The 21,221-nt window shown below is 62.2% G+C and carries 21 protein-coding genes; 11 read left to right on the top strand and 10 right to left on the bottom strand.

Features of this window, described 5'->3' with window-relative positions:
* The first annotated feature begins 144 nt into the window (after positions 1-144).
* The 6 genes from B0D78_RS05415 to B0D78_RS05390 all read left to right on the top strand — a co-directional run bounded on the left by B0D78_RS05415 (position 145) and on the right by B0D78_RS05390 (position 7,691).
* The gene (locus tag B0D78_RS05415) at positions 145-1,755 is read left to right on the top strand and encodes an ABC transporter substrate-binding protein (protein WP_078015963.1); all 1,611 of its coding nucleotides are present in this window, start codon (positions 145-147) and stop codon (positions 1,753-1,755) included.
* Positions 1,756-1,891: 136 nt separating this feature from the next.
* Positions 1,892-2,857 (top strand): ABC transporter permease, encoded by a 966-nt coding sequence (locus B0D78_RS05410; RefSeq protein WP_078016022.1) that lies wholly within the window; start codon positions 1,892-1,894, stop codon positions 2,855-2,857.
* A 14-nt stretch (positions 2,858-2,871) separates the two neighbouring features.
* Positions 2,872-3,771, top strand: a complete 900-nt coding sequence (locus tag B0D78_RS05405; protein ID WP_078015962.1) for an ABC transporter permease — start codon at positions 2,872-2,874, stop codon at positions 3,769-3,771.
* Positions 3,772-3,779: 8 nt separating this feature from the next.
* Positions 3,780-4,763: an ABC transporter ATP-binding protein gene (locus B0D78_RS05400; protein WP_078015961.1), complete on the top strand. Its 984-nt coding sequence runs from the start codon at positions 3,780-3,782 to the stop codon at positions 4,761-4,763.
* A 1-nt stretch (position 4,764) separates the two neighbouring features.
* Positions 4,765-5,766: an ABC transporter ATP-binding protein gene (locus B0D78_RS05395; RefSeq protein ID WP_078015960.1), complete on the top strand. Its 1,002-nt coding sequence runs from the start codon at positions 4,765-4,767 to the stop codon at positions 5,764-5,766.
* Positions 5,767-5,894: 128 nt separating this feature from the next.
* Positions 5,895-7,691, top strand: a complete 1,797-nt coding sequence (locus B0D78_RS05390; RefSeq protein WP_078015959.1) for a C69 family dipeptidase — start codon at positions 5,895-5,897, stop codon at positions 7,689-7,691.
* Between the two features lie 151 nt (positions 7,692-7,842).
* Here the strand turns inward: B0D78_RS05390 and B0D78_RS05385 are convergent, their stop codons facing one another.
* Together B0D78_RS05385 and B0D78_RS05380 are read right to left on the bottom strand one after the other, a co-directional pair.
* A complete protein-coding gene (locus B0D78_RS05385) occupies positions 7,843-9,111 on the bottom strand; it encodes a lactate racemase domain-containing protein (RefSeq protein WP_240496120.1) in 1,269 nt (422 codons plus the stop codon).
* Between the two features lie 201 nt (positions 9,112-9,312).
* Positions 9,313-9,945, bottom strand: coding sequence for a DUF6305 family protein (locus tag B0D78_RS05380; protein ID WP_078015957.1), 633 nt, complete (start codon positions 9,943-9,945; stop codon positions 9,313-9,315).
* A gap of 180 nt (positions 9,946-10,125) precedes the next feature.
* Here B0D78_RS05380 and B0D78_RS05375 point away from each other — a divergent pair, with 180 nt between their 5' ends.
* From B0D78_RS05375 to B0D78_RS05360, 4 genes are read left to right on the top strand one after another with little or no spacing between them, the layout of a single operon-like run.
* Positions 10,126-11,082 carry a metal ABC transporter substrate-binding protein gene (locus tag B0D78_RS05375; RefSeq protein ID WP_078015956.1) on the top strand — a complete coding sequence of 319 codons (957 nt, stop codon included), beginning with the start codon at positions 10,126-10,128 and terminating at the stop codon, positions 11,080-11,082.
* A gap of 15 nt (positions 11,083-11,097) precedes the next feature.
* A complete protein-coding gene (locus B0D78_RS05370; RefSeq protein ID WP_078015955.1) occupies positions 11,098-11,796 on the top strand; it encodes a metal ABC transporter ATP-binding protein in 699 nt (232 codons plus the stop codon).
* Positions 11,797-11,810: 14 nt separating this feature from the next.
* Positions 11,811-12,662 (top strand): metal ABC transporter permease, encoded by an 852-nt coding sequence (locus tag B0D78_RS05365; RefSeq protein WP_120372259.1) that lies wholly within the window; start codon positions 11,811-11,813, stop codon positions 12,660-12,662.
* The gene (locus B0D78_RS05360) at positions 12,659-13,069 is read left to right on the top strand and encodes a hypothetical protein (protein ID WP_078015954.1); all 411 of its coding nucleotides are present in this window, start codon (positions 12,659-12,661) and stop codon (positions 13,067-13,069) included. The genes B0D78_RS05365 and B0D78_RS05360 overlap by 4 nt, the downstream gene beginning before the upstream one ends.
* 258 nt (positions 13,070-13,327) lie before the next feature.
* Here the strand turns inward: B0D78_RS05360 and B0D78_RS05355 are convergent, their stop codons facing one another.
* From B0D78_RS05355 to murJ, 5 genes are read right to left on the bottom strand one after another with little or no spacing between them, the layout of a single operon-like run.
* Complete coding sequence (locus tag B0D78_RS05355; RefSeq protein WP_078015953.1) at positions 13,328-13,783, bottom strand: type II secretion system protein; 456 nt, start codon at positions 13,781-13,783, stop codon at positions 13,328-13,330.
* Positions 13,780-14,823, bottom strand: coding sequence for a tRNA (adenosine(37)-N6)-threonylcarbamoyltransferase complex transferase subunit TsaD (gene tsaD / locus B0D78_RS05350; RefSeq protein ID WP_078015952.1), 1,044 nt, complete (start codon positions 14,821-14,823; stop codon positions 13,780-13,782). The genes B0D78_RS05355 and tsaD overlap by 4 nt, the downstream gene beginning before the upstream one ends.
* A complete protein-coding gene (locus B0D78_RS12795) occupies positions 14,811-14,987 on the bottom strand; it encodes a hypothetical protein (protein ID WP_168170017.1) in 177 nt (58 codons plus the stop codon). Before B0D78_RS12795 ends, tsaD begins: the two co-directional genes overlap by 13 nt.
* A 6-nt stretch (positions 14,988-14,993) precedes the next feature.
* Entirely contained in the window at positions 14,994-15,542 is a 549-nt protein-coding gene (locus tag B0D78_RS05340) for a hypothetical protein (protein ID WP_143521742.1), read from the bottom strand.
* Positions 15,543-15,582: 40 nt separating this feature from the next.
* A complete protein-coding gene (murJ, locus tag B0D78_RS05335) occupies positions 15,583-17,148 on the bottom strand; it encodes a murein biosynthesis integral membrane protein MurJ (protein WP_240496119.1) in 1,566 nt (521 codons plus the stop codon).
* Positions 17,149-17,276: 128 nt separating this feature from the next.
* Here murJ and B0D78_RS05330 point away from each other — a divergent pair, with 128 nt between their 5' ends.
* On the top strand, positions 17,277-17,735 hold the full coding sequence (locus B0D78_RS05330) for a hydrogenase maturation protease (protein WP_078015948.1): 459 nt from the start codon (positions 17,277-17,279) through the stop codon (positions 17,733-17,735).
* Between the two features lie 16 nt (positions 17,736-17,751).
* Here B0D78_RS05330 and lptB read toward each other — a convergent pair whose 3' ends face one another.
* From lptB to B0D78_RS05315, 3 genes are read right to left on the bottom strand one after another with little or no spacing between them, the layout of a single operon-like run.
* Positions 17,752-18,486: an LPS export ABC transporter ATP-binding protein gene (gene lptB / locus B0D78_RS05325; protein ID WP_078015947.1), complete on the bottom strand. Its 735-nt coding sequence runs from the start codon at positions 18,484-18,486 to the stop codon at positions 17,752-17,754.
* On the bottom strand, positions 18,483-19,376 hold the full coding sequence (locus B0D78_RS05320) for an LptA/OstA family protein (protein WP_143521740.1): 894 nt from the start codon (positions 19,374-19,376) through the stop codon (positions 18,483-18,485). Before B0D78_RS05320 ends, lptB begins: the two co-directional genes overlap by 4 nt.
* Positions 19,377-19,406: 30 nt before the next feature.
* Positions 19,407-20,669: a class II fructose-bisphosphate aldolase gene (locus B0D78_RS05315; protein ID WP_078015945.1), complete on the bottom strand. Its 1,263-nt coding sequence runs from the start codon at positions 20,667-20,669 to the stop codon at positions 19,407-19,409.
* Positions 20,670-21,221: the final 552 nt, after the last annotated feature.

Here is a 21,221-nt window from a genome sequence, read left to right as displayed (position 1 = left end):
TGACAGTTCCGCAGCAAACATTTTAATGCAAAAACAACATTTATTATCACGCCGATCACTATGTTTTATTGTTGAATTTTGTATCCATAAAAATTATGATTCAGATGGTTCTTAAAAACTTATCTTTAACAGGAGGAAAATGCCGTGAAGAAAAGTATTTTGTGGTGTGCGCTGGCCGCTCTGGCGCTGGGAGCCTCGGCGGCCTGCGCGGCGGGGCCGCGGGACGTGACGATCGGCCTGACGGGCGACGCTTATTCGTTTTATCCCTATTCGCTGAACGAAGACCTCAACAACGCCATCATGGAGCACGTCTTCGAACCGCTCGTGACCCTTGACCGGGAGATCAAACCGCAGCCGCTTCTGGCCGAGAGCTGGGAAACCAACGAGGACGCTTCGATCTGGACGTTCCATCTGCGCAAGGGCGTCACGTTCCACAACGGCAGCGCCTTCAACGCCGACGACGTCCTGTTCTCGTTCGAGCGCGCCAACACGGCCGGCAAGTCGGCCTTCATTTACGCGTTCGCCACCATCGACAAGAGCGAGAAGATCGACGATTACACCGTCAAAATCACCTGCAAGGCGCCCAACGTGCTGCTGCTGGCCCACGTCAAGGACGTGGTGATCCTCGACAAGGAGACCTGCGAGGCCCACGACGACGATTACAACGCCAACCATCCCGTCGGCACCGGCAAGTACGCGCTGGCCGAGCACGTGCGCGGCGACCGCATCGTCTTCAAGCGCAACGAAACTTATTGGGGCGACAAACCCGAGGCCGAGAACGTCGTCTACAAGCCGATCACCAACCCCGGCACCCGCACCGCCAACATGATGTCCGGCGCCGTCGACATGATCGTCGACGTGCCGGTGCGCGACGTGGCCATGGTCGAGCGCAACAAAAACATCAGCATCGTCAAGATGCCCAGCCTGCGCGTCATCTACCTCAATCCGTCCTGCGTGGAGAACCCCAGCAAGGATTCCAAGTTCCCGCTGGTTTCGCCCACGGGCAGGAACCCGATGACCGACAAGCGCGTCCGCGCCGCCATGTACCACGCCATCAACGAGGACGAGATCGTCGCCAAGGTCATGAACGGCTTCGCCCTTCCCGCCGCGACCTACTGTCCCGAGGGCTACAACGGCTACAATCCCGAGATCAAGCGCCTTGCTTACGATCCGGCTCTGGCCGAAAAGCTGCTTGACGAAGCGGGTTACCCCCGCCAGGCCGACGGCACACGTTTCCAGGTGACGCTCGACGCATCCAACGACCGCTACATCAACGACGGCGCCATCGCCACGGCCTGCGCCTCATACCTCGAAAAGGTCGGCATCAAGGTCGTCCCCAATCTGATGTCGCGCAACATTTTCTTCTCCTACATCGGCGCGGTCAATCGGTCGGGAGACAACACGCACCTGTGCCAGACCGGCTGGGCCGACTCCGGCGGCGAGGGAGCGCTGATCGCCCTCGACATGATCTACTCGATGAAGCCCGGCGAGTACGTCAAGCAGGGCTGGGGCGGCGTCAACCGCGGTTATTACAGCAACGCCGAGGTGGACAAACTGATCGAGGAAGCGATGGCGACCGTCGACGCCGCCAAACGCGATCAGATCATGCGGCAGGCGTGGAAGCTGGCCGCCGACGACGTGGCCTACATCCCGCTGCACTTCCAGATGGACGTGTACGCCGTCGGGCCGCGCATCGATTACGCGCCGCGCTACAACAAATACGTGTACGCGTGGGACGTCACGTTCAAAAAATAATTTCCCGGTTCCCGAAAGACACCCATAATGCAGACGGTTCTTTTCACGCGAAAAGAACCGTCTGTCTTTGATGAAAGTCTTTTTCCGTCCTTTTCGCTCCGGAATAGACTGCTTTTCCGCGGAGGTGACCTTTAAGGTGCTTCAGTTTCTCGTCAAAAGGCTGACCCAGCTCGTGCTGGTCGTGCTCGTGGTCTCGCTGATCGTGTTCGTGCTCACGAGCGTGCTGGGCAACCCCGTTTACCTTATGGTGCGCGAAAACGCAACGCCCGAGGAGATCGCGGCCGTCTCGGCCTATCTCGGCCTGGACAAACCGCTGTACGTCCAATACTGGATCTTCGTCAAAAACGTTTTGAACGGCAATTTCGGCCAGTCGTACATGTACCACCTGCCGGCGCTGGCGCTGATCACCGAACGGCTTCCCGCCACGCTGGACATCGTCGCCGTGGCCATGGTGCTCTCGATCTTTCTCGGCATCCCGCTGGGCGTATGGTCCGGCGCGTATCCGAAGAGCCGTTTCAGCAAAAGCGTCATGGCCATGTCCATCGCCGGGATCTCGATGCCGTCGTTCTGGATCGGCATGGTGATGATCTATTTCTTCGGCCTGTATCTCGGCGTCCTGCCCGTGTCCGGACGCGGCGAAACGGGCGTGATCTTCGGAATCACGACCAGCCTCGCCACCGCCGACGGCTGGGCGCATATCATCCTGCCGTCGATCACGCTGGCGCTGGGCAACGTGGCGACCATCATCCGCCTCACCCGCGCGGGGATGCAGGAAAACATGCGGCAGGATTATGTCAAGTTCGCGCGCGCCAAGGGCGTGCCCAACCGCAAGGTGCTGTTCGGGCACGCGCTGAAAAACACGCTGATCCCGGTGGTCACGGTCTTCGGACTGCAGCTGGGCAACCTGATCGCCTTCACGACGATCACCGAGACGATCTACGCCTGGCCGGGCATCGGCAAGCTGCTCATCGACGCGGTGACCAGCGCCGACCGGCCGATCATCGCCGCCTACATTCTGTTCGTGGCGGTGATGTTCGTGTTCATCAATTTCATCGTGGATCTGCTCTACGTTTTTATCGATCCGCGCATCGACTTGCAGTAGGAGGAGGACGAAAAATGTCTGACGCACAAGAGAAAAGCCGTTGGCGCGCTTTTCTGGACTCGGAACTGTTTTACAACTTCCGTCACTCCCCTACGGCGATCGCCGGAGCAGTGATCGTCCTGCTCGTGATCCTGATCGCGGTCGTGGGGCCGCAGTTCACGGTGCAGAATCCCTACAATATGGCCGAGCTCGACCTGGGCGACGCCTACAAGCCGCCGTTCTGGCTGGAGGGCGGCGACCCCAAGTTCCTGCTGGGCACCGATCAGCAAGGGCGCGACATGGTAAGCGCCATGGTCTACGGCAGTCGCGTCTCGCTGGTCATCGGCCTGCTGGGCACGTTGATGGCCAGCGGCATCGGCATCGTGCTGGGGCTGATCTCGGGCTATTTCGGCGGCAAGGTGGACGCGCTCATCATGCGCTTTGCCGACGTGCAGCTGTCGTTCCCGTCGATGCTGATCGCGCTGTTCCTGATGTCCATGCTGGGGCGCAGCATCACCAACATCCTGCTGTCGCTGATGCTGGTCGGCTGGGTGCGCTACGCGCGCACGGTGCGCGGCGAAACGCTGCGCGTCAAAAAATGCGAATACATCGAAGCCACGCACGTGATCGGCCTGCCGAACTGGCGCATCCTTTACAAGCACGTGCTGCCCAACGTCTTCGCCTCCATCGTCGTGCTGTCCACGATCCAGGTGGGCGGCTTCATCCTCACCGAGGCGACGTTGAGCTTCCTCGGCCTGGGCGTGCCGATCTCGCGTCCGTCGCTTGGCATGCTCTGCAACGACGGCTTCACGGTGCTTTACAGCGGCCTGTGGTGGGTCTCGATCCTGCCGGGGCTGTACATCATGATCATCGTGTTCGGCATCAACCTCCTCGGCGATTTCCTGCGCGACGAGATGAATCCCAAGCTGAAATGAGGCCCGCCATGGACGACAAACTTCTTTTGCAGGTGAAGCACCTGCGCACGTGGTTCAAAACGTTCAAGGGCACGGTCAAGGCCGTGGACGACGTGTCGTTCGACATCAGGCAGGGCGAAGTGCTGGCCGTGGTCGGAGAGTCCGGCGGCGGCAAATCGGTGACGGGCTTCTCGCTGATCCGCCTGATCGAAGAGCCGGGCTTCATCGAATCGGGCGAGATCCTGTTCGACGGCAAAGACCTCATGACGCTTTCCGAACACGAGATGAACAAGCTGCGCGGCAAGGACATCTCCATGATCTTCCAGGATCCGATGACCTCGCTCAACCCCGTCTACACGATCGGCCAGCAGCTCGACGAAACGCTGCGGCTGCACACGTCAATGAATACGGCCGAGCGCCGCCGGGCCAGCGTTGACCTGCTCAGGGACGTCGGCATTTCCAATCCCGAAAGCCGGCTCAAGAACTATCCGCACCAGTTCTCCGGCGGCATGAGGCAGCGCGTGGTCATCGCCATCGCGCTGGCGGCCCGCCCGCGGCTGATCATCGCCGACGAACCGACGACGGCGCTAGACGTGACGATCCAGGCGCAGATCCTCAAGCTGATGACCGACCTGATCCGCGCCGAGGGCTGCTCGCTGATGCTGATCACCCACGACCTCGCCGTGGTTTCGGAGGTCGCCGACCGCATCAACGTGATGTACTGCGGCAAGATCGTCGAGAGCGGCGCCGCGCGCGACGTGATCGACCGCAGCGCGCATCCCTACACCCATGGATTGATCAGCTCCATTCCCGACCTGAGCACGGAAAAAGAGCGCCTCGACACGATCCCCGGCATCGTCCCCAACATGTTCGCCCTGCCTTCGGGATGCTATTTCAGTCCGCGCTGTTCCTGCGCTCAGGAACGTTGTCGCCGCGAAGCGCCGCAGCTGCGCGAGATCGCGCCGGGGCATTGCGCCGCCTGCCATTTTCCGCTTCGCGGGGAGGTGAAGTAACATGGCTTGTCTGCTTTCAGTCAAAAATCTCGAACAGCGTTTCGACCTCGACCGCTCGTTCCTCAGCCAGCTCCGCTTCGAAGGCGGGCGCGTCGTGCGCCGCAAACGCGTCGTCCACGCCGTCAACGGCATCAGCTTCGATCTCGAAGAAGGCCAAGTCTACAGCCTTGTCGGCGAATCTGGGTGCGGCAAATCGACGGCCGCGCGCAGCATCATCCGCCTGATCGAACCGGCCGGCGGCTCGGTCCGCTACCGCGGGCAGGACATCGCCCACATCCCGCTGGACGAGATGCTGCCGCTGCGCAAGAAGATGCAGATGATCTTCCAGGACCCTTACGCTTCGCTCAACCCGCGCCAAAACGTCATGGAGATCCTCACGGAGCCGATGCTGTTCCACAAGGTGGCGAGCGGCAAAAAGGAAGCGCGCGCCCGCGCGCTCGACCTGCTGTCCCGCGTCGGCATCCGTCCCGAGCAGGCGAGCCGTTACCCGCACCAGTTCTCGGGCGGACAGCGCCAGCGCATCGGCATCGCCCGCGCCCTGGCCGTGGAACCGGAATTCATCATCGCCGACGAACCGGTGTCGGCGCTGGACGTGTCCATTCAAGCCCAGATCCTCAACCTGCTCATGGATCTGAAGGACGAGTTCCACTTCTCCTATCTGTTCATCGCCCACAACCTCTCGGTGGTCAAGCACATTTCCAATCAGGTGGCGGTCATGTACCTCGGCAGCATCGTCGAGAAGGGCAGCAAGGAGCAGATCTTCGCGTCTCCGCAGCATCCCTACACCAAGGCGCTGTTCTCTTCGATCCCCACGCTGACGGGACACAACATGCGCAACGCCGAAGGGCTGGAAGGCGAGATCCCCAGCGCCGTGAACCTGCCGTCGGGCTGCTGCTTCCACACGCGCTGCCGCTGCGCCATGCCCGTCTGCTCGCAGTGCGCGCCCGAAGAGCGCGAGATCGCGCCGGGGCATTGGGTGCAATGCCATCTTTTTGATCAGTAAAAACCTTTGACGCTCGTTCGAAGGCTTTCTATAATCGACAATGGAAAAAGGGGAGGAAACGCTCTTCCTTTCCTTTTTTCGCAGCGGCCGTTTCGATCCCATCATTTTTTCAGGAAAGGGTGTTTCCCATGGATCTTGTCATTCTGGCTCTGGCGCTTCTGATCGCGCTGCCCGCGGCGGCTCGCGCTTGCACCACCGTCGTCGTCGGGCGCGAAGCTTCGCCGACGGGGCACGTGATCGTCGGGCACAACGAAGACGACGGCGGGCGTCTCGTCAACCGTCACGGCTCCGTTCCCGCCGCCGACCACGTTCCCGGCGAAACGCTGCCGGCCGAAGATGGTTACGCGCTCATCCCGCAGGCGGCGCACACGCACGGATTCTACTGGAGCGAGATGAAAGGAGCCTCCGGCGGCATGTCGACGGCCGACTCCTTCTACAACGACCAGGGCGTGCTGATCGTCAGCGACAGCTGCGTCGACTCCAAGGAAGACCTCGAAGACGCCTCGCGGCTCAGCGAGGGCGGCATCGGCTTCAACCTTCGCCGCGTCATGGCCGAGCGCGCTAACTCCGCCCGCCACGCCGTGGAAATCGGCGTCGAAATGCTCGAACGCTACGGCTACGTTTCCTCCGGCCGCACTTACACCTGCGCCGACGCCGACGAAGCGTGGATGCTCCAGGTCGTCAGCGGCCGCCGTTACGCTGCGCGCCGCGTCGGCGACCGCGAGGCGGCGTTCATTCCCAATTACTACACGATCCACGAGATCGACTTCGACGACCGCGACAACTTCATCGTCTCGCCCGATCTGGTCGAGTACGCGCAAAAGAAGGGCTGGTACGATCCCGCTCAGGGCGCGTTCGACTTCGCGCGCGCCTATCAGGCCGAGAAGGATTGGATGGGGCCGGGCAACACGTACCGCAGCGCCGCCGGCTATTCGATCCTGACGCGCAGCCCCTTCTGGCGCGAAGACCGCTACCCCTTCGCCGTCGTGCCGAAGCGTCCCGTCGCCGTGGAACAGGTCATGGAAATCCTGCGCTGCTACTACGAAGGCTCGTTCCTCGATCCCGCCTGGGCGCGTATGCAGTTCCCCGGCGGCGCGCCGCACGACACGGAGATCCGCCGCATCTGCACGGGCACGACCATGGAATCGTCCGTCACCGTCTTCGGCGATCGGGATCGTCCCGAGACCACGACGATGTGGCTGTGCGCAGGACGCCCGAGCGAACTGCCCTATCTGCCCTTCCATCCTTTCTGCGGCGTGCCCGCCGCGCTGGACACGATGGGAGACGAAGCGCCGGCGCTTTTGGCCGTTCACTGCCGCCCCGACGCGGAGATCGCGACATGGCGCGACAACGGCTGGCAAAAGCTGCGCGACTTCCAAAACCTCTTCGAACTGGTCTTCCAGCAGCATCACGACGAGCACGAACGCTGGCTGTGGAGTTACGAAAACGGCCTTGCGCGGCGCGAAAGCGAACTGCAGGCGCGCGTCGCGGCGCTCGACGACAGAGAACGCGCCGCCGCGCTGCTGCGCGAGCGCGACGCAGCCGTCGCCACCGAAGCGTTGGCCGCCATCGGCGAGCAGGAGAAAAACTTGCGCCCCGTCGCCGTCAGCGCCTCCCCCGCCGCCACGGCGATGGACAGCGCCGAAGAGATCGAGTTCAGCTTCGCGCTCACGGACGGGCGCATCCCCTCCGAGGACGCGCTGTTGCTCACGCTGGGAGGCACCAACGCCCGTCTGATGGGCATCCGCCCCGTCGCCGGTTCGTTGCGAGCCGAAGAGGGCCGCTGGACTGTCCGCGTCAAAGCCGCCGATCTGCAGAAAGCCGGCGTGCCCGGGACCTTCGACTACTGGCTCGGAGGACGCGACCAATGGGGGCGCTCCTTCGGCGGCCGCTGCTTTTTCACGTTCACGGAGCGAACGGCATAGGAAATGTTCCACGTGGAACATTTCGCGCCGGACACAGTCAGTCGTGCGATCTCTTCAACATGAAAAATCCACGATGAAGGAAACGCCGCGGCCCGGTCAGCGCTGACCGGGCCGCGGCGTTTTTATCTCATACTGATTCTTTGCGGAGCGGTTAGAACAGGTTGCCGTCCGCGTCGAATTTCAGTTCGTACGGCGCGCCGACGACCTCCATGTGCGAATGGGCGGCGACCGCCGGGAGCAGCGCCTCGGAGACTTCGATCTCGTCGAGGGCAAGGGTGTTTTTGATGCGCACGAGGCGCAATTTCGACGGGTCGAGCACGTTGCAGGTCTTGATGCAGCCCTGGATGGCCTGACGGTCGCTCTTCAGCACCATGGGGATCTTCACCGTCAGCGGCACGGTGGAAGTGATGGCGTTCGGATAGGTCTGCTCCATGCTGAACTTTTCGTAGGCGCGCATGGTGGTCACGTCGAGCATGCCCAGACCGTTGCCGTTGCCGTGCGAGACGTCGGTGATGTCGAGCGCGGCGACGCGGGTGATCTTCGGGCCGCCGGAGGCGTAAGGCGTGTTGTAGCGTCCCACCACGTTGGTGTCGAAGCCCGTGCCGGCGATGTTCTTGCCGATCTCGTCCATGATCAGCACGTCGAATTCGTCGAGCTGGATCTTGGCCAGCAGCTCCCATGCGCGTTCGAGCAGCACCGGTTCGCGCCCGAGCACTTCGTCTTTGCGCATCAGTTCGATCTGCGCCGTCTCGTGATAGGCGTTTTCCAGCAGCGCCACGCAGCAGAGCACGTTCTTCTTGGCCAACGTTACGGCGGCGATGGCGGGAATGTTCTCGGCCATGTGCCCGAAGCCTTCGGCGTGGCAGAAGTCCGCGCCTTTCTGCTTGCCCATGCCGATGGCGCACATCTTGCAGATGCCGCTCTCCACCGCGCCGCGAAATCCCGTGTGCGGCTTGACGCGGTTGACGATGATGATGGCGTCGGCCGCGTCGGCATACTTGTCGAGGTAGACGGGGCGACCGTTGGCAGCCGTGCCGAGCCGTACCGTTTCCATCGTGGAACGAACCGGCGCACCCATGGTTTCTTCGCTGATGCCGAGGCCGGCCAGCATGTTTTTCTGTCCTTCGGCGGTGGCCCCGCCGTGGCTGCCCATGGCGGGGAAGATAAAGGGCTCGCCGCCTCGCCTTTTCACCGCTTCGACCAGCGTCCTGATGATCAACGGATAGTTGGTGATGCCGCGGCTGCCGGCGGTGATGGCAACGCTCATACCGGGCGTGACGGAGTCGAGATAACGCCCCGTTTCCAGCCCGGTACGCAGATCGCCGGCGGGGTCCTGCACGCAAGGGCGAGGGAAGTTCTGGCGGACTTTCACGAACCGGGGGATCCGAATGGGATCCAGCGCTTCATCGATGAACGACATGGACATGCACTTCCTCTTCATAAAAAAATAACGATCTCTCGAGGCAGTTCCGCGCAGGCGCGCGCCTTCTCGAAAGTCGGACTGGCGATTCATTCCTATCACAAACCCCGCTCTTTGTCCAAGTCATGAAAGCATATAACTTTATGAACGCGCGGCTATCATCACGTCGAAAAACTCCCGCCGCCGGCCGCAAAGCGGACGTCAGGGCCGTACCATGAGCGGAATGATCTTCTTCAGATCGGCTGTTTTTTCGATCGTGAAGAGCGGCACGTTTTTTTCGGCGCAGAGCGTGGTAAAATAGCCGTCGAGATTGCCGTCCGAACGGACGATCATGAAGTCGGCGGCGCCGGCGAAGGGCAGAAACGGTTCGGAGTTCTTGAGACGGCGCGGCTCGCCGCCCACGTGCATGGCGACGACTTTTACGTTGTGTTTCTTCGCCTCGGCCAGGATCTCGGAACAGCGGGCCGCTTCGTCGAGGATGCTCAGCCCCGACACCGTCGGGCTGGGTTTGCCGTCGCGGGTGATCACGATCGCCGTCGAGTCGGCGTCGAACGAGCAGCAGTACACGCTGCTGCTGCACCCCAGTACGGCGAAGATGGTCTTGTAGCGGCTCCAGTCCACCTCCCCGGCGGGAACGTCGAGCTTGTAGTCGTAGTCGATCTGCAGACGGCGGCACAAAATGTTGACCGAATTGGTGTCCTGACTTTGCCCGAAGCCGGTGATCAGCACGGGCGTTTCGACCCGGGGCAGCGGCGGCTCTGCGGCCGCGGCGCTGTCCGTCCGGAGGAAGAGCGCACAGAAAAGGACGGCCCAACGGAAGATTTTCCTCATCATTGAATATCTCCTCAGCGTTACGACGACTGAACTTATGCATTCTTTTCATTTGACAACGGCGATGCCGCGTGCTAGCTTTTGAAATATATTTTTGCCAATGGCGTAAAAAGTCCGCCCTTTTGCGATTATAGCACAGAGGTGCGGACAATTTTAAATTTTCTGCAACGGAGGCTTTCAGAAATGAGAAGATTTTTCCTGCTGCTGACCGCGCTGACTCTGGCGTGCCACGGCCCGGCCGCGGCGGCGGACAAGAAGCTGACCGTGGTCGCCACTGTTTTTCCGGCCTATGACTGGGCACGCGTCATCCTCGGCGAACGAGCCGGCCAGGTTCGTCTGAAACTGCTTTTCGACAATGGCGTGGACCTGCACAGTTATCAGCCTACCGTCAACGACATGATCCTGGTTTCGTCGTGCGACCTCTTCATCGGCGTGGGCGGCGCGTCCGACAGCGGTCTGTCCGGCGCGCTCTCCGGCGCGGTCAACCGGGAGATGGCCGTGATCGATCTGCTTGCCTCGCTTGGCGAGCGCGCCCGTGAGGAAGCTCCCGCGGCCGGCGAAACGCCGGAGCATCACCATCATGATCACGCGCACGAAGAGCCGGAGCTGGACGAACACGTGTGGCTGTCGCTGCGCCATGCCCAGCGCTTCTGCCGTCTCATCGCCGAGAAGCTGGCGGCACTCGATCCCGAGGGCGCGCCGCTCTACCGCGCCAACGCCGCGGCCTACATCGCCCAACTGCAGGCGCTCGACGGCGAATACGCGGCCATGGCCGCCTCGGCCAAGCGCCGCACCGTCGTCTTCGCCGACCGTTTCCCCTTCATCTACATGACCGAAGACTACGGACTGGAGCACTACGCCGCTTTCAGAGGCTGTTCGGCCGAGAGCGAAGCCAGTTTCAAAACCGTGGCCGTTTTGGCGGGCAAGGTCAAAGAACTTGACTTGCCCGCCGTGCTGGTGTTGGAAAACTCGGACCGCAAGATCGCCGCAACGGTGCTGCGCACGGCCGGCGGCCGGGAGCGGAAGATCGTCGCCATGAACTCCATGCAGTCCTGTACCGCCCGGGATCTGGAACGCGGCACGACCTACCTTTCGCTCATGCGGGACAATCTTGCCGCGCTGCGCGAAGCGCTCGACTAGGACGGGAAGATTTCCATGGCTCTGCTTACCTGCGAAAATGTCGCCGCCGGCTACGAGGGCGCGCCGGTGATCGAAGGGCTGAACTTCGCCGTCGAACGCGGCGACTATCTCTACATCGTCGGCGAAAACGGCTCCGGCAAAAGCACGCTGATGAAGACCGTCCTCGGCCTGATCAAGCTGCGGACGGGACGCGTCGTCACCGGCGAAGGACTGAAACGGACCGAGATCGGTTACCTTCCCCAGCAAACCGCCGTGCAGAAAGATTTTCCCGCCAGCGTCAGGGAGATCGTGCTGTCGGGCTGCCTGAACCGCATGGGGCTGCGGCCGTTTTACACGCGCCGGGAAAAAGAACTGGCGGCGCGGAACATGGCCCGTCTCGGCGTGACGCCCCTGGCCAGTCATTGCTACCGCGAACTTTCGGGAGGACAGCAGCAGCGCGTGCTCCTCGCCCGCGCGCTCTGCGCCACGCGCAAGCTGATCATGCTCGACGAGCCAGTGACCGGCCTCGACCCCAGAGTCACGACGGAAATGTACGAGCTTGTGGCGGCGCTGAACCGCGACGAAGGGCTCACGGTCGTCATGATCTCCCACGACATCGCCGCCGCCGTGCGCTACGCCACGCATATCCTCCACCTCGGCGGAGGAAAATACTTCTTCGGCTCCCGTGCGGAATATCTGGGCAGCGCCGCCGGCCGGATCTTCACGCACCGCTAAGGGGGAAAGCAGTGATGTCCGCCATGTTCACCCAACTCGCCGCGTATTTTCAGTATCCTTTCGTGCGCTACGCGTTCATCGTCGGCGTGCTCGTGGCGCTGTGCTCGTCGCTGCTCGGCGTGACGCTGGTGCTGAAACGCTTCTCGCTGATCGGCGACGGCCTGTCGCATGTGGCCTTCGGCGCCATGGCCGTGGCCGCTGTGCTGAAGATGAACAGCACCACGGCGCTGACGCTCCCCGTCACCGTGGCCTGCGCCGTGCTGCTGCTCCAGGGCGGGAGGACTCGCCGCATCAAAGGCGACGCCGCCGTCGCCATGCTCTCCGTCAGCGCCCTCGCCATGGGCTATCTGCTCATGAACGTTTTTTCGCGTTCGGCCAATCTGTCCGGCGACGTGTGCAGCATCCTCTTCGGTTCCTTCTCGATCCTCACGCTGGATCCGTTCGAGGTCAAACTCTGCGCCGTCCTCTCCTTTGTCGTCATCGCCGTGTTCGTGCTGTTCTATCACAAGATTTTCGCCGTCACGTTCGACGAAGAATTCGCCGCCGCCACCGGCACGCGCGCCGGGCTGTACAATCTGGTCATCGCCGTCGTCATCGCCGTGATCATCGTGCTGGCCATGAATCTCGTCGGTTCGCTGCTGATTTCGGCGCTGATCATTTTTCCGGCGTTGAGCGCCATGCGGCTGTTCACATCGTTCCTCTCGGTCACGCTCTGCTCCGCCGCCGTTTCCGTGCTGTGCGCCGCCGCCGGCATCGTCGTCTCCGTGCTGGCGGGGACGCCTGTCGGATCCACCATCGTCGCCGGCAACATCCTCGTCTTTCTGCTCTGCGCGGCACTCGGCCGCCTGAAAGGGGCCGCACGATGAAACGCCTCGCCGCAGCGCTGTTCCTCCTCGCGGCGCTGGCCCTCCCCGCGCCGGCCGCGCCGGATATCGACCTCGCCGCCATGGGGCGCACGATGCTGTTCGCCGCCGTCTACGACATCAAGAACAATCCCGAAAGCTACCTCGGCCGCCGCATCAAAATGACCGGCCAGTTCGCCATCATTCAGGGCGCCGACGCTCAGGGACAGCCCGATCCCGACAAGATTTTCTACAACTGCGTCATCCCGATGGCGCAGAACAGCCTCGAGTTCGGCGTCGCCGGCGAGCTGTACTACCCCGAAGATTTCCCCGATCTCGAAGCCCCCATCACCGTGGAAGGCGTTTACGAGAAATACGAGGACAACGGCACAACCTACTACCGCGTCGGCCAGTCCGCCATCGACTTTTAACGCCACCTCTTAACGGAACGGCCCGACGGCGAGCGAGCGCCCAGATGTTAAGGCTTTCTCAAGAATCGATTGACAGTCCTATGACGCACGCGATGACACAAAATGGCGCTGAGAGACAAGTCTCTCAGCGCCTTTTTCATAATGCCGGGGGAACGACACTTCCGCTTTTTCCCTCTCCAGTCTGCGGGCGCGCCGCAAAAAGCGGCGGTTTTTCTCGAAGCCTTGGCCGTCCCTTCCCCACTTTTTCGGGAACCAGCGTCACTTGACGCGCACATAAAGGCCCGCCGTGCCGCCGTCGTACACGTCGGTGTCCGCCGAGGTCGTGCCGACGCGCAAGCCGTTGGCGGCGGCCATTTTCTTCAGGTTTTCGCGCACGCCGGCGTCGGCCCCCGCTACCTTGTAACCGACGAACCACTGTCCCGCGTCGGCTCCGGCGACAAATTCGTACTGATCGCCGCTCAGCTTCTCCGGCGCGGTCACGTAGGTTTTCAGTCTGGCGATGTCGGGCGACAGCGCGCCGCCGACGTTATCGGCGTAATACAGCCCGGCCGCCAGCTTGAGGCTGTGCAGATCGGCGACGATCCGCGTCGCTTCGGCCTTGTCGGCGCTCGAGCCCATCGTCAGCATCATGCTGCCGGAAAGGATACCGATCACCGTGATCACGATCAGCAGTTCGATCAGCGTAAACCCCTTGCTCCTCCGCGCCTTCCTCATTTTCCGACCACCTCGTCTTCGCCGAAATCAAGCGCCGGATCGGGCGCCAGCCCAATGTCATCCCGGCGGCCGCTCTGCCAGGCCGCGTAGCCGGCGGCGGCTACCATTACCGCGTTGTCGGTGCAGAACATCTTCGAGGGCAGGAAGGGTTTCCAGCCCTCGTGTTCCGCCACCGCGCGGCGAAAAGCGCTGTTGGCCGCCACGCCGCCGGAGATCGCCACGGATTTCACGCCCGTCAGCCGCACGGCCTGTTCGAGACGCGCGACCAGCGTCTTCACCACCGTGTTCTGGAACGACGCGCAAAAGTCCTCCAGCGGAATTTCTTCGCCCTTCTGACGCAGACGGTTCACCTGATTGATCGCCGCCGTCTTCAAACCGCTGAAGCTGAAATTCAGCCCGTCCAGATGCTGCAGCACGTCGGGAAACTTAAAGGCCTCCGCGCCGCCTGCGGCGGCCAGACGGTCGATCACCGGGCCGCCGGGATAGGGCAGGCCGAGCACTTTGGCCACCTTGTCGAACGCCTCGCCGGCCGCGTCGTCCTGCGTGGCGCCGAGCATCCGGTACGCGCCGCAGCCTTCGACGAGCACGATCTCGGTGTGCCCGCCGGAGACGACCATGCACAGAAACGGGAACCGTAAATCTTCGTGATCGACCATGTTGGCGTAGATGTGCCCTTCCAGATGGTTGACGCCGAGGATCGGCACGTTCCACGCCTGCGCGTACGCCTTGGCCGTCATCACGCCGACCAGCAGCGAGCCCATCAGCCCCGGGCCGCGCGTCACCGCCACGAGGCCGATCTGTTTCGCGGGATCGGCGACGCCGCCCTCGGCGAGGACGGCACGCGTCAGCGGCAGGATCGCCTCCAGATGCATGCGCGAGGCGTACTCGGGCACGACGCCGCCGAACGCCGCGTGCCGTTCGATCTGGCTGGAGATCTTCCAGCTCAGGACGCGCCGCGGCCCTTCGAGCAGCGCCACCGACGTGTCGTCGCAGCTGCTCTCGATGCCCAGCGTCAGGAAACGCCTGTCTAGTGGCAGCATCCGCTGCAACCGCTGCACGATCCCGTGCAGCACGCCTTTTTCCGCAACGGTTCGCCCTCTTCATGGACGAACGCCTTGCCCCCGCACTTCGGACAGCGCGCCGGACGGCCGTCGGAACTGATCCGTTCGCCGCAGAGCGCGCACTTGAACACATGCCCCGCCATTTTCATTCACCTCTCGGGAATCGTCAATTTCACGGAATATCCTTCATAGCCGAAAACGATCTCGCTGCCGCCGCGCGACTGCGAACGCGGCACGCCGAAAGCGATCGCGTCCTGCGTATCGGGGGCCAGATTGCCCGTTTCCTTGGAGAGCAGGCTCGTGTAAATGCGGTTGGCCGGCAGCGGTTCGCCGTTGACCGTCAGCTTGCCCGGATCGAAGTTCCAGCGGTTCATGGCCCGATAGCCGAGGATCACCAGGTTGCATTTGGCGCGGGCCGCCTTGTCGATATACGACGCGTTCCAGACGATGTCGTCGGGAAAGTTGTTCGGCGCCGCGTAGATCCGCGCCGACAGCGTCCGATCCACGAACTGGAACTGCAGCTTGGCGTCGGCCCCGACCATCAGGTCGCCGACGCGCGTGCCGCCGATCCACAGCAGCACCGAGCGGGCTTTCATCAATTCTTCATCCTTGTTCGCCGAAGCGGCAAAGGCCGAAATCGCTCCCATCGTCAGAAGCACCGCCGCCCCAAGAAGTTTTATCATCTTCTTCATTCTCACAAACTCACCTCCGTTTTTCCGCGCCTGCGGACAGCCGGCGTTATTTCTCCCGCGGCGTTTTCCGACGCACAGCCTGAGAGATCAGCCCCCACTCTTCGCATTTCAGTTTCAAAGTCGTTATACCATAAACGGCCGCGCACGCCGCGGCAATCCCGACGATCCAGAGCCCGCGCCGCAGCAGCGAAGCCTCGACCGGATAACGCCACAGCGTCCGCCACGCCAGTCCCGCCGCAAGCGTCAGCGCGCAGGAGACGGCGATCTTCGCCAGCCAGCCGGCGGAAAACAGACGCAGCGGCGCCGACATGGAACGACGCAGCAAAAGAAGGCCGACGCCGCTGGAAAACGTGAACGCCAGCGAACTGGCCAAGGCGATGCCGTTCATCTTCATCGGCAGCACCAGCGCCGCCGAGAACAGCAGCGTGCCCGCCACGCTGGCCGCCGTCGTCGTCATCGCCGCGCGCGGCAGCGAACGGGCGAAAAGCGCGCGCATCAGCACCGTCGAACAGGCCATACCCGGCAGTCCCAGCGCCGCATAAAAAAGAGTCGAGGCCGTCCCGCGCCACGCTTCCGCGTCGAAAGCGCCGCGGAAGAACAGAAAGTTCACCGCCTCGCTGGACACGAGCAGCGTGCCCAGCGTCACCGGCAGGATCACGAACAGAGCGAAGCGCAGCGCGTCGCGCAGCGTGCCCGCAAAGACTTCGTCGCCCTGCCGCACACAGCGCGCCAGCTCCGGCAGAACCGCCTGCGAAATGGCGATCACCACCAGTCCGAGCGGCAGCTGGATGACGCGGTTCGAATAATTGAGCATGGAAATGGAACCATCGGCCAAAAACGAACCGAACAAACGTCCCAGCACGGGATTGACCTGATTCAGCGACAGTCCCGCCGCGTAGGGCAAAAACAGCGTCAGCATGCGCCGCAGGTCGTGGTCTTTCCAATTTGGACGGGCGGGGACGAGCAGCATATCCTTGCGGCAGGCCGCCCACCATTGAAACGCCAGCTGCGCCGCGCCGCCGAAAAGCACCGCGGCGACCAGGCTTTCCACGCCGAATCTTGACGCGCAGAACAGGACGGTCATAATATAAACGGCGTTGCTGAGCGCGGGGGCGAGCGCCGGCACGAAAAAGCAGTTCAGGCTGTTGAGCGCCCCCATCGCCAGCGCGGCCACGGAAATCAGCAGCAGGAACGGAAACATCTGCCGCGTCATCGCCACCGCCAGCAGTTTCTTCTCGCCCGCAAAGCCCGGCGAGATCAGCGCGATCAGCTGCGGGCTGAAAACGACGCCGGCAGCCACCGCCAGCGCGCCCACGCCGAGGATCACCGTCAGCGCCTGACGGGCCAGACGCTCGGCGCGGCGGTGTCCGTCGCGCTCCAGGACCTGCGAGAACACCGGCACGAAAGCGGCCGACAGCGCCCCTTCCGCCAACAGCTGACGGCCGAGATTGGCGACGGTGTAGGCCACGAAAAAGGCGTCCAGCGAGCGTCCGGCGCCGAAATACGCCGCGGTGATCACCTCGCGCAGCAGCCCGAGGATACGGCTCGAAAACGTGCCCGCCATCATCGTCAGGGCGTTGCGGATCATGTTTCCCGATTTTTCACTTGCCATAAAGTTTCTCCCGCTCTCATGCGTATTTTCGCGGATTTTCCACAAAAGAGACTCGACCCGCCGAAACGGAATGTTCCACGTGGAACATTTCCGTTTCGGGCCGGCCAATCGAAAGGGGCCGCAAGAATATGAGAACCCATACCACCGTCTGGGGCATCGGCAATCCTCTGCTGCGCGACGACGCCGCCGGGCTCGAGGTCGTGCGCCTGCTCGGCGAAAGGAAACTGTCGGGCTTTTCGCTGCGCCGCTGCGAGCTGGCGCCCGGCAATTATCTCGCCACGCTCGCAAGGGAACGCCCGCGCCGCTTTCTGCTGATCGACGCCTCCGACATGGGGCTGCCGCCCGGAACTCTGCGCCGATTTCCGCTGGCGCGCGTCGACGATCCCTCCTTCACCAGCCACGATCTGCCGCTGCCGCAGCTGCTGGCCGGCACGCTGCCGTCGGACTGCGAAGCCTGGGTCGTCGCCATCCAGCCGCAGAGCGTCGATTTCGGCATCGGGCTCACGCCCGCGGCGGTCCAGGCGGCGCAGGAGTGCGCCGATCTGATCGCCGCGGGACGGCTCGACGGGATCGCCGCGCTCGAATAAGCCGGAAAACGCCTCTTCAATCGAGGCGGAACGAATCGCCCAGATAATATTTTCTCGCAAAGGGATCGTCGGCGATCTCCGCAGACGTTCCCTTCACCTTGATCTCGCCCTGATAGATGATGTAGGCGCGGTCGGTGATGGCCAGCGTGTCGCGCACGTTGTGATCGGTGATCATGATGCCGTAGCCCTTGTCCTTCAGGGTTTTGACGATCTGCTGGATGTCGCCGACCGCGATCGGGTCGATCCCGGCGAACGGTTCGTCGAGCAGGATGAAATCGGGATCGAGCGCCAGCGTGCGGGCCACTTCCAGCCGGCGGCGCTCGCCGCCGGAAAGGGAATAGCCCATCACGTCGGCGAGCGCCGCCAGGCCGAATTCCTCCACCAGCTCGTCGATGATCTGCCGGCGCTTCTTCGTCTCGATGCCGCGCTCCTGCAGCACCAGATCGATGTTGTCGCGCACGGACAGGCTGCGGAACACCGAGGCTTCCTGCGGCAAATAGCCGATGCCGCAACGGGCGCGCTGATATACGTGCAGCCCCGTGACGTCGCGGTCGTCGATCCTGACGACGCCCGAATCGGCCTCGATCAGGCCGACGATCATGTAAAAGCTCGTCGTCTTGCCGGCGCCGTTGGGGCCGAGCAGGCCAACCACCTCGCCGGTGCTGAACTCAAGGCTGACGTCGTTGACGACGTGGCGTTTTTTGAAGCTCTTGTTCAGCCCCGTCGCGCTCAGCGTTTTTATCGCGTTCATTTCTTGCCGCCTTTTTCGCTTCCCGCGGCGGGAGCTCCGTTCTTCGCGGGCGTCCGCGGCGACGGTTTCAGATTCGTCAGATCCACCGAGATGCGCGGCGTTCCCTTGGCCTCGAGCCGCCCGGTATCGGGATGGTAGATCAGCGTCTCGGCGCTGATGCGGCGCCCGTCCTGCACGGCCCGGGCTTTGCCCGTCGCCGTCACGACGCTGCCGCCCACGGAGTAGACGAGTTTTTCGCATTCGATCGTCGTCTCGCTGGTTTTGCCGCTCTTGGGCTGCACGTGGATCTTGGCGCTGCCGGTCCCCGTCAGCGTGTCGGCCGCGCGGGAATAGGACAGCGCGTCGCACCAGAGGCGCGAAACCTTCTCTTCATCCTGCTGCACGACCGTGACGTTCCCCTTCCCTTCGGCGGCGCGAAGCCCTTGGGCGTCGTAATCGCCGCTCAGCGTGCGGCACGTCATGACCATATTTCGGTCTTTATCCTCGAAATGCGTCACGTCCTCGGCGCCGAAAGTCTGCCCGCTCAGCCGCGCCACGGCCGCGCGCAGCACGCGGCTGCCGAAGGCGGCGTCCACGTTGCCCTTCATCGCATAGCTGCCGCCGGAAACGGAAAAGTCGGCCGTCAGCTCGGCACACACGGCGTCGAGCTTTTCGCCGCGATAAGTGCCGAAAGCGCGCACGCTCCGCCACAGGCGCGCCTTCTGCGTTTTCGTGCTGGCTTCGCCGTAGGCAGACGTCAGCGTCACGTCCTCGCGCTTCAGCGTCACGTGTCCCTGCGCCTTGAACTCGCCGCTTTCCATATCGTAGTCCATGGCGTCGGCGGTAAGCTGCGTGGCGACGGGAGCCGCCGTCAGCGCAGCGCCTCCCGCCGCCAGCAGCAGAACGCTCAAAAGAATTTTCGCGGGAAAGTTTCTCATCGCTTATTCGGAATAATCGCCGCCGTCGTTGCCGCCCTTCGTGGGCGCGTTGTCGGCGCGGAAATCGCTCCGGTCGGCGATGATCTTGCGCTCGGGCAGCGGGTTCCACGTGCCGCGGCGGTTGACGATCTCGATCACCCTGTCGGCCGTGCCCTCGGCGTTGAACGCCCTGATGAAGCGCTCCGCCCAGTACTCCGTCTCGTCGAGGATGCGGTCCAGATATTTGTCGGGCAGGGCGAGGATCTTGTCGCAGAAGGGCAGATTCGCCTTCTTGTAGTCGCCCGATTTGCGGCTCATGCCCTTGCCGTCGCAGTACGCCACGATCTCGTTCCACAGTTCGACGGGAATGCCGCGGTCCGCTTCCTTGACGTAGGAATCGCCCTCGATCACCGCGTTGCCCGTATCCGGCTCCATCTTGATGCCGAAGATCACATTCTGGAACAGCGTCGCCACGTTGCCCTTGACGATGCCGTACTTGCGGAACTTGGCGCACTTCTCGATGTCGGTGCCGGAGATGCCGTGCTGGGCGATGCTGACGCCGTAAGGCCGCAGCGCCGTGGCGATCTCCAGCGTGCGCTCGAGGTTGATGCCTTCGTCCTGCCCCATCGTCTTGTCGTAGGTGCCGTGCTTGCTGCCGTTGGAGATGGCGATCAGGTCGGGGAAGATGCCCCACGAGTTGAGCCCGCCGATGAAATACGACGCTTCTTCCACCGTGGAGAATTCGCCCGGTCCCTTGATCTCGCCCACCTCGGCCTCAAGCCCGAAGTACGGCGGGATGTGCATGGCCACGTCGCGCGTGGCGCAGAGATTGTTCCAGTCGTCGAGATGCGAGGCGTCGATCGCCACCGAGGTCCAGCCCTTGGCGACGATCTCGCCCATCTGCGCGACCGCCTTCATCACGTCCTCTTTGCCCTTGATGCCGTAATGATCGACGTGCATGGCGAAGACCGCGCCGTGCCCCAGCTCCCTGGAATACTGCACGGTGGAGTCGACGAGATTGTCGAAATTGGCGCCGCAGTAATTGGTCTCCGATTTGGCGATCTCGATCAGCACGGCGGCGCTGTGTTTTTTGGCGGCGCGCAGCACGCCCTTGGCCGTAAGCGGATGGCGGGCGTTCGCCGCCAGCACGATCGCCTCGTTTTCCTTCATGGCGTCGAAAATATCGCGGCCGCTGAACAGTCCTACGTCTTCGTTTTCCCAGCGGTTTCTCACATTGAGAGGGCGACGGTCGAGCGCTTTGCGGTAAAGTTTGTCGTTAACGTCCATGATCGTTCATACTCCTTTTCTGAAATAGGATTTTTGAGGAGAAAATTCGTGGTTCCGCAAAAACTTTCAGCTCAATTATAGACTCTGAACGCCATAAGTTCAAACGTTGCGGCGCTTTTGGGGCGTTATTTTCGGACGAAACACAACCGCCTCGGGAACATCGGTAAATTTTCAGAGTAAATGCAACCTCGTCAAAGTAAATGCGACGGGGTTGCATTTACTTTGACAGGACAAAAGCAGCAAGCAGTCATTACGAACACATAATAACGATCAAGATTGCGCTAACGGAACAAATTCAAGGGGATGAAAAGCTGTTACGAGGAAATTGTCCGAAAAAAGTGCATACAAAAGTGATCCTCAACTGAAAGCAAAATTTTCAGTTCAGAGTTAATGCAATCAAGAAATTAAAAAGGAGCCGTTATTTACCGGCGAGAAGAGTCCGCTTTAAACAGATATCCTGTGGCGGAATAAGTTCGAGTCCGAGTAAATGCAATACATCCTCGCCATACAGGTTGATAAAGATCTCTGCAGGAGATTTTCCGTTAAATTTTT

The organism is Pyramidobacter sp. C12-8, from assembly GCF_002007215.1.
Lineage (GTDB): Bacteria > Synergistota > Synergistia > Synergistales > Dethiosulfovibrionaceae > Pyramidobacter.
Note: the sequence above shows the minus strand (reverse complement) of the source record. Positions and strands in the feature narration are given on the sequence as shown.

Excerpts from the sequence above, each read along its gene's own strand:
- B0D78_RS05405 (WP_078015962.1), top strand. The coding sequence starts at position 2,872 with ATGTCTGACGCACAAGAGAAAAGCCGTTGGCGCGCTTTTCTGGACTCG.
- B0D78_RS05400 (WP_078015961.1), top strand. The coding sequence starts at position 3,780 with ATGGACGACAAACTTCTTTTGCAGGTGAAGCACCTGCGCACGTGGTTC.
- B0D78_RS05395 (WP_078015960.1), top strand. The coding sequence starts at position 4,765 with ATGGCTTGTCTGCTTTCAGTCAAAAATCTCGAACAGCGTTTCGACCTC.
- B0D78_RS05390 (WP_078015959.1), top strand. The coding sequence starts at position 5,895 with ATGGATCTTGTCATTCTGGCTCTGGCGCTTCTGATCGCGCTGCCCGCG.
- B0D78_RS05385 (WP_240496120.1), bottom strand. The coding sequence starts at position 9,111 with ATGTCGTTCATCGATGAAGCGCTGGATCCCATTCGGATCCCCCGGTTC.
- B0D78_RS05380 (WP_078015957.1), bottom strand. The coding sequence starts at position 9,945 with ATGATGAGGAAAATCTTCCGTTGGGCCGTCCTTTTCTGTGCGCTCTTC.
- B0D78_RS05375 (WP_078015956.1), top strand. The coding sequence starts at position 10,126 with ATGAGAAGATTTTTCCTGCTGCTGACCGCGCTGACTCTGGCGTGCCAC.
- B0D78_RS05370 (WP_078015955.1), top strand. The coding sequence starts at position 11,098 with ATGGCTCTGCTTACCTGCGAAAATGTCGCCGCCGGCTACGAGGGCGCG.
- B0D78_RS05365 (WP_120372259.1), top strand. The coding sequence starts at position 11,811 with ATGTCCGCCATGTTCACCCAACTCGCCGCGTATTTTCAGTATCCTTTC.
- B0D78_RS05360 (WP_078015954.1), top strand. The coding sequence starts at position 12,659 with ATGAAACGCCTCGCCGCAGCGCTGTTCCTCCTCGCGGCGCTGGCCCTC.
- B0D78_RS05355 (WP_078015953.1), bottom strand. The coding sequence starts at position 13,783 with ATGAGGAAGGCGCGGAGGAGCAAGGGGTTTACGCTGATCGAACTGCTG.
- tsaD (WP_078015952.1), bottom strand. The coding sequence starts at position 14,823 with ATGCTGCCACTAGACAGGCGTTTCCTGACGCTGGGCATCGAGAGCAGC.
- B0D78_RS12795 (WP_168170017.1), bottom strand. The coding sequence starts at position 14,987 with ATGGCGGGGCATGTGTTCAAGTGCGCGCTCTGCGGCGAACGGATCAGT.
- murJ (WP_240496119.1), bottom strand. The coding sequence starts at position 17,148 with ATGGCAAGTGAAAAATCGGGAAACATGATCCGCAACGCCCTGACGATG.
- B0D78_RS05330 (WP_078015948.1), top strand. The coding sequence starts at position 17,277 with ATGAGAACCCATACCACCGTCTGGGGCATCGGCAATCCTCTGCTGCGC.
- lptB (WP_078015947.1), bottom strand. The coding sequence starts at position 18,486 with ATGAACGCGATAAAAACGCTGAGCGCGACGGGGCTGAACAAGAGCTTC.
- B0D78_RS05315 (WP_078015945.1), bottom strand. The coding sequence starts at position 20,669 with ATGGACGTTAACGACAAACTTTACCGCAAAGCGCTCGACCGTCGCCCT.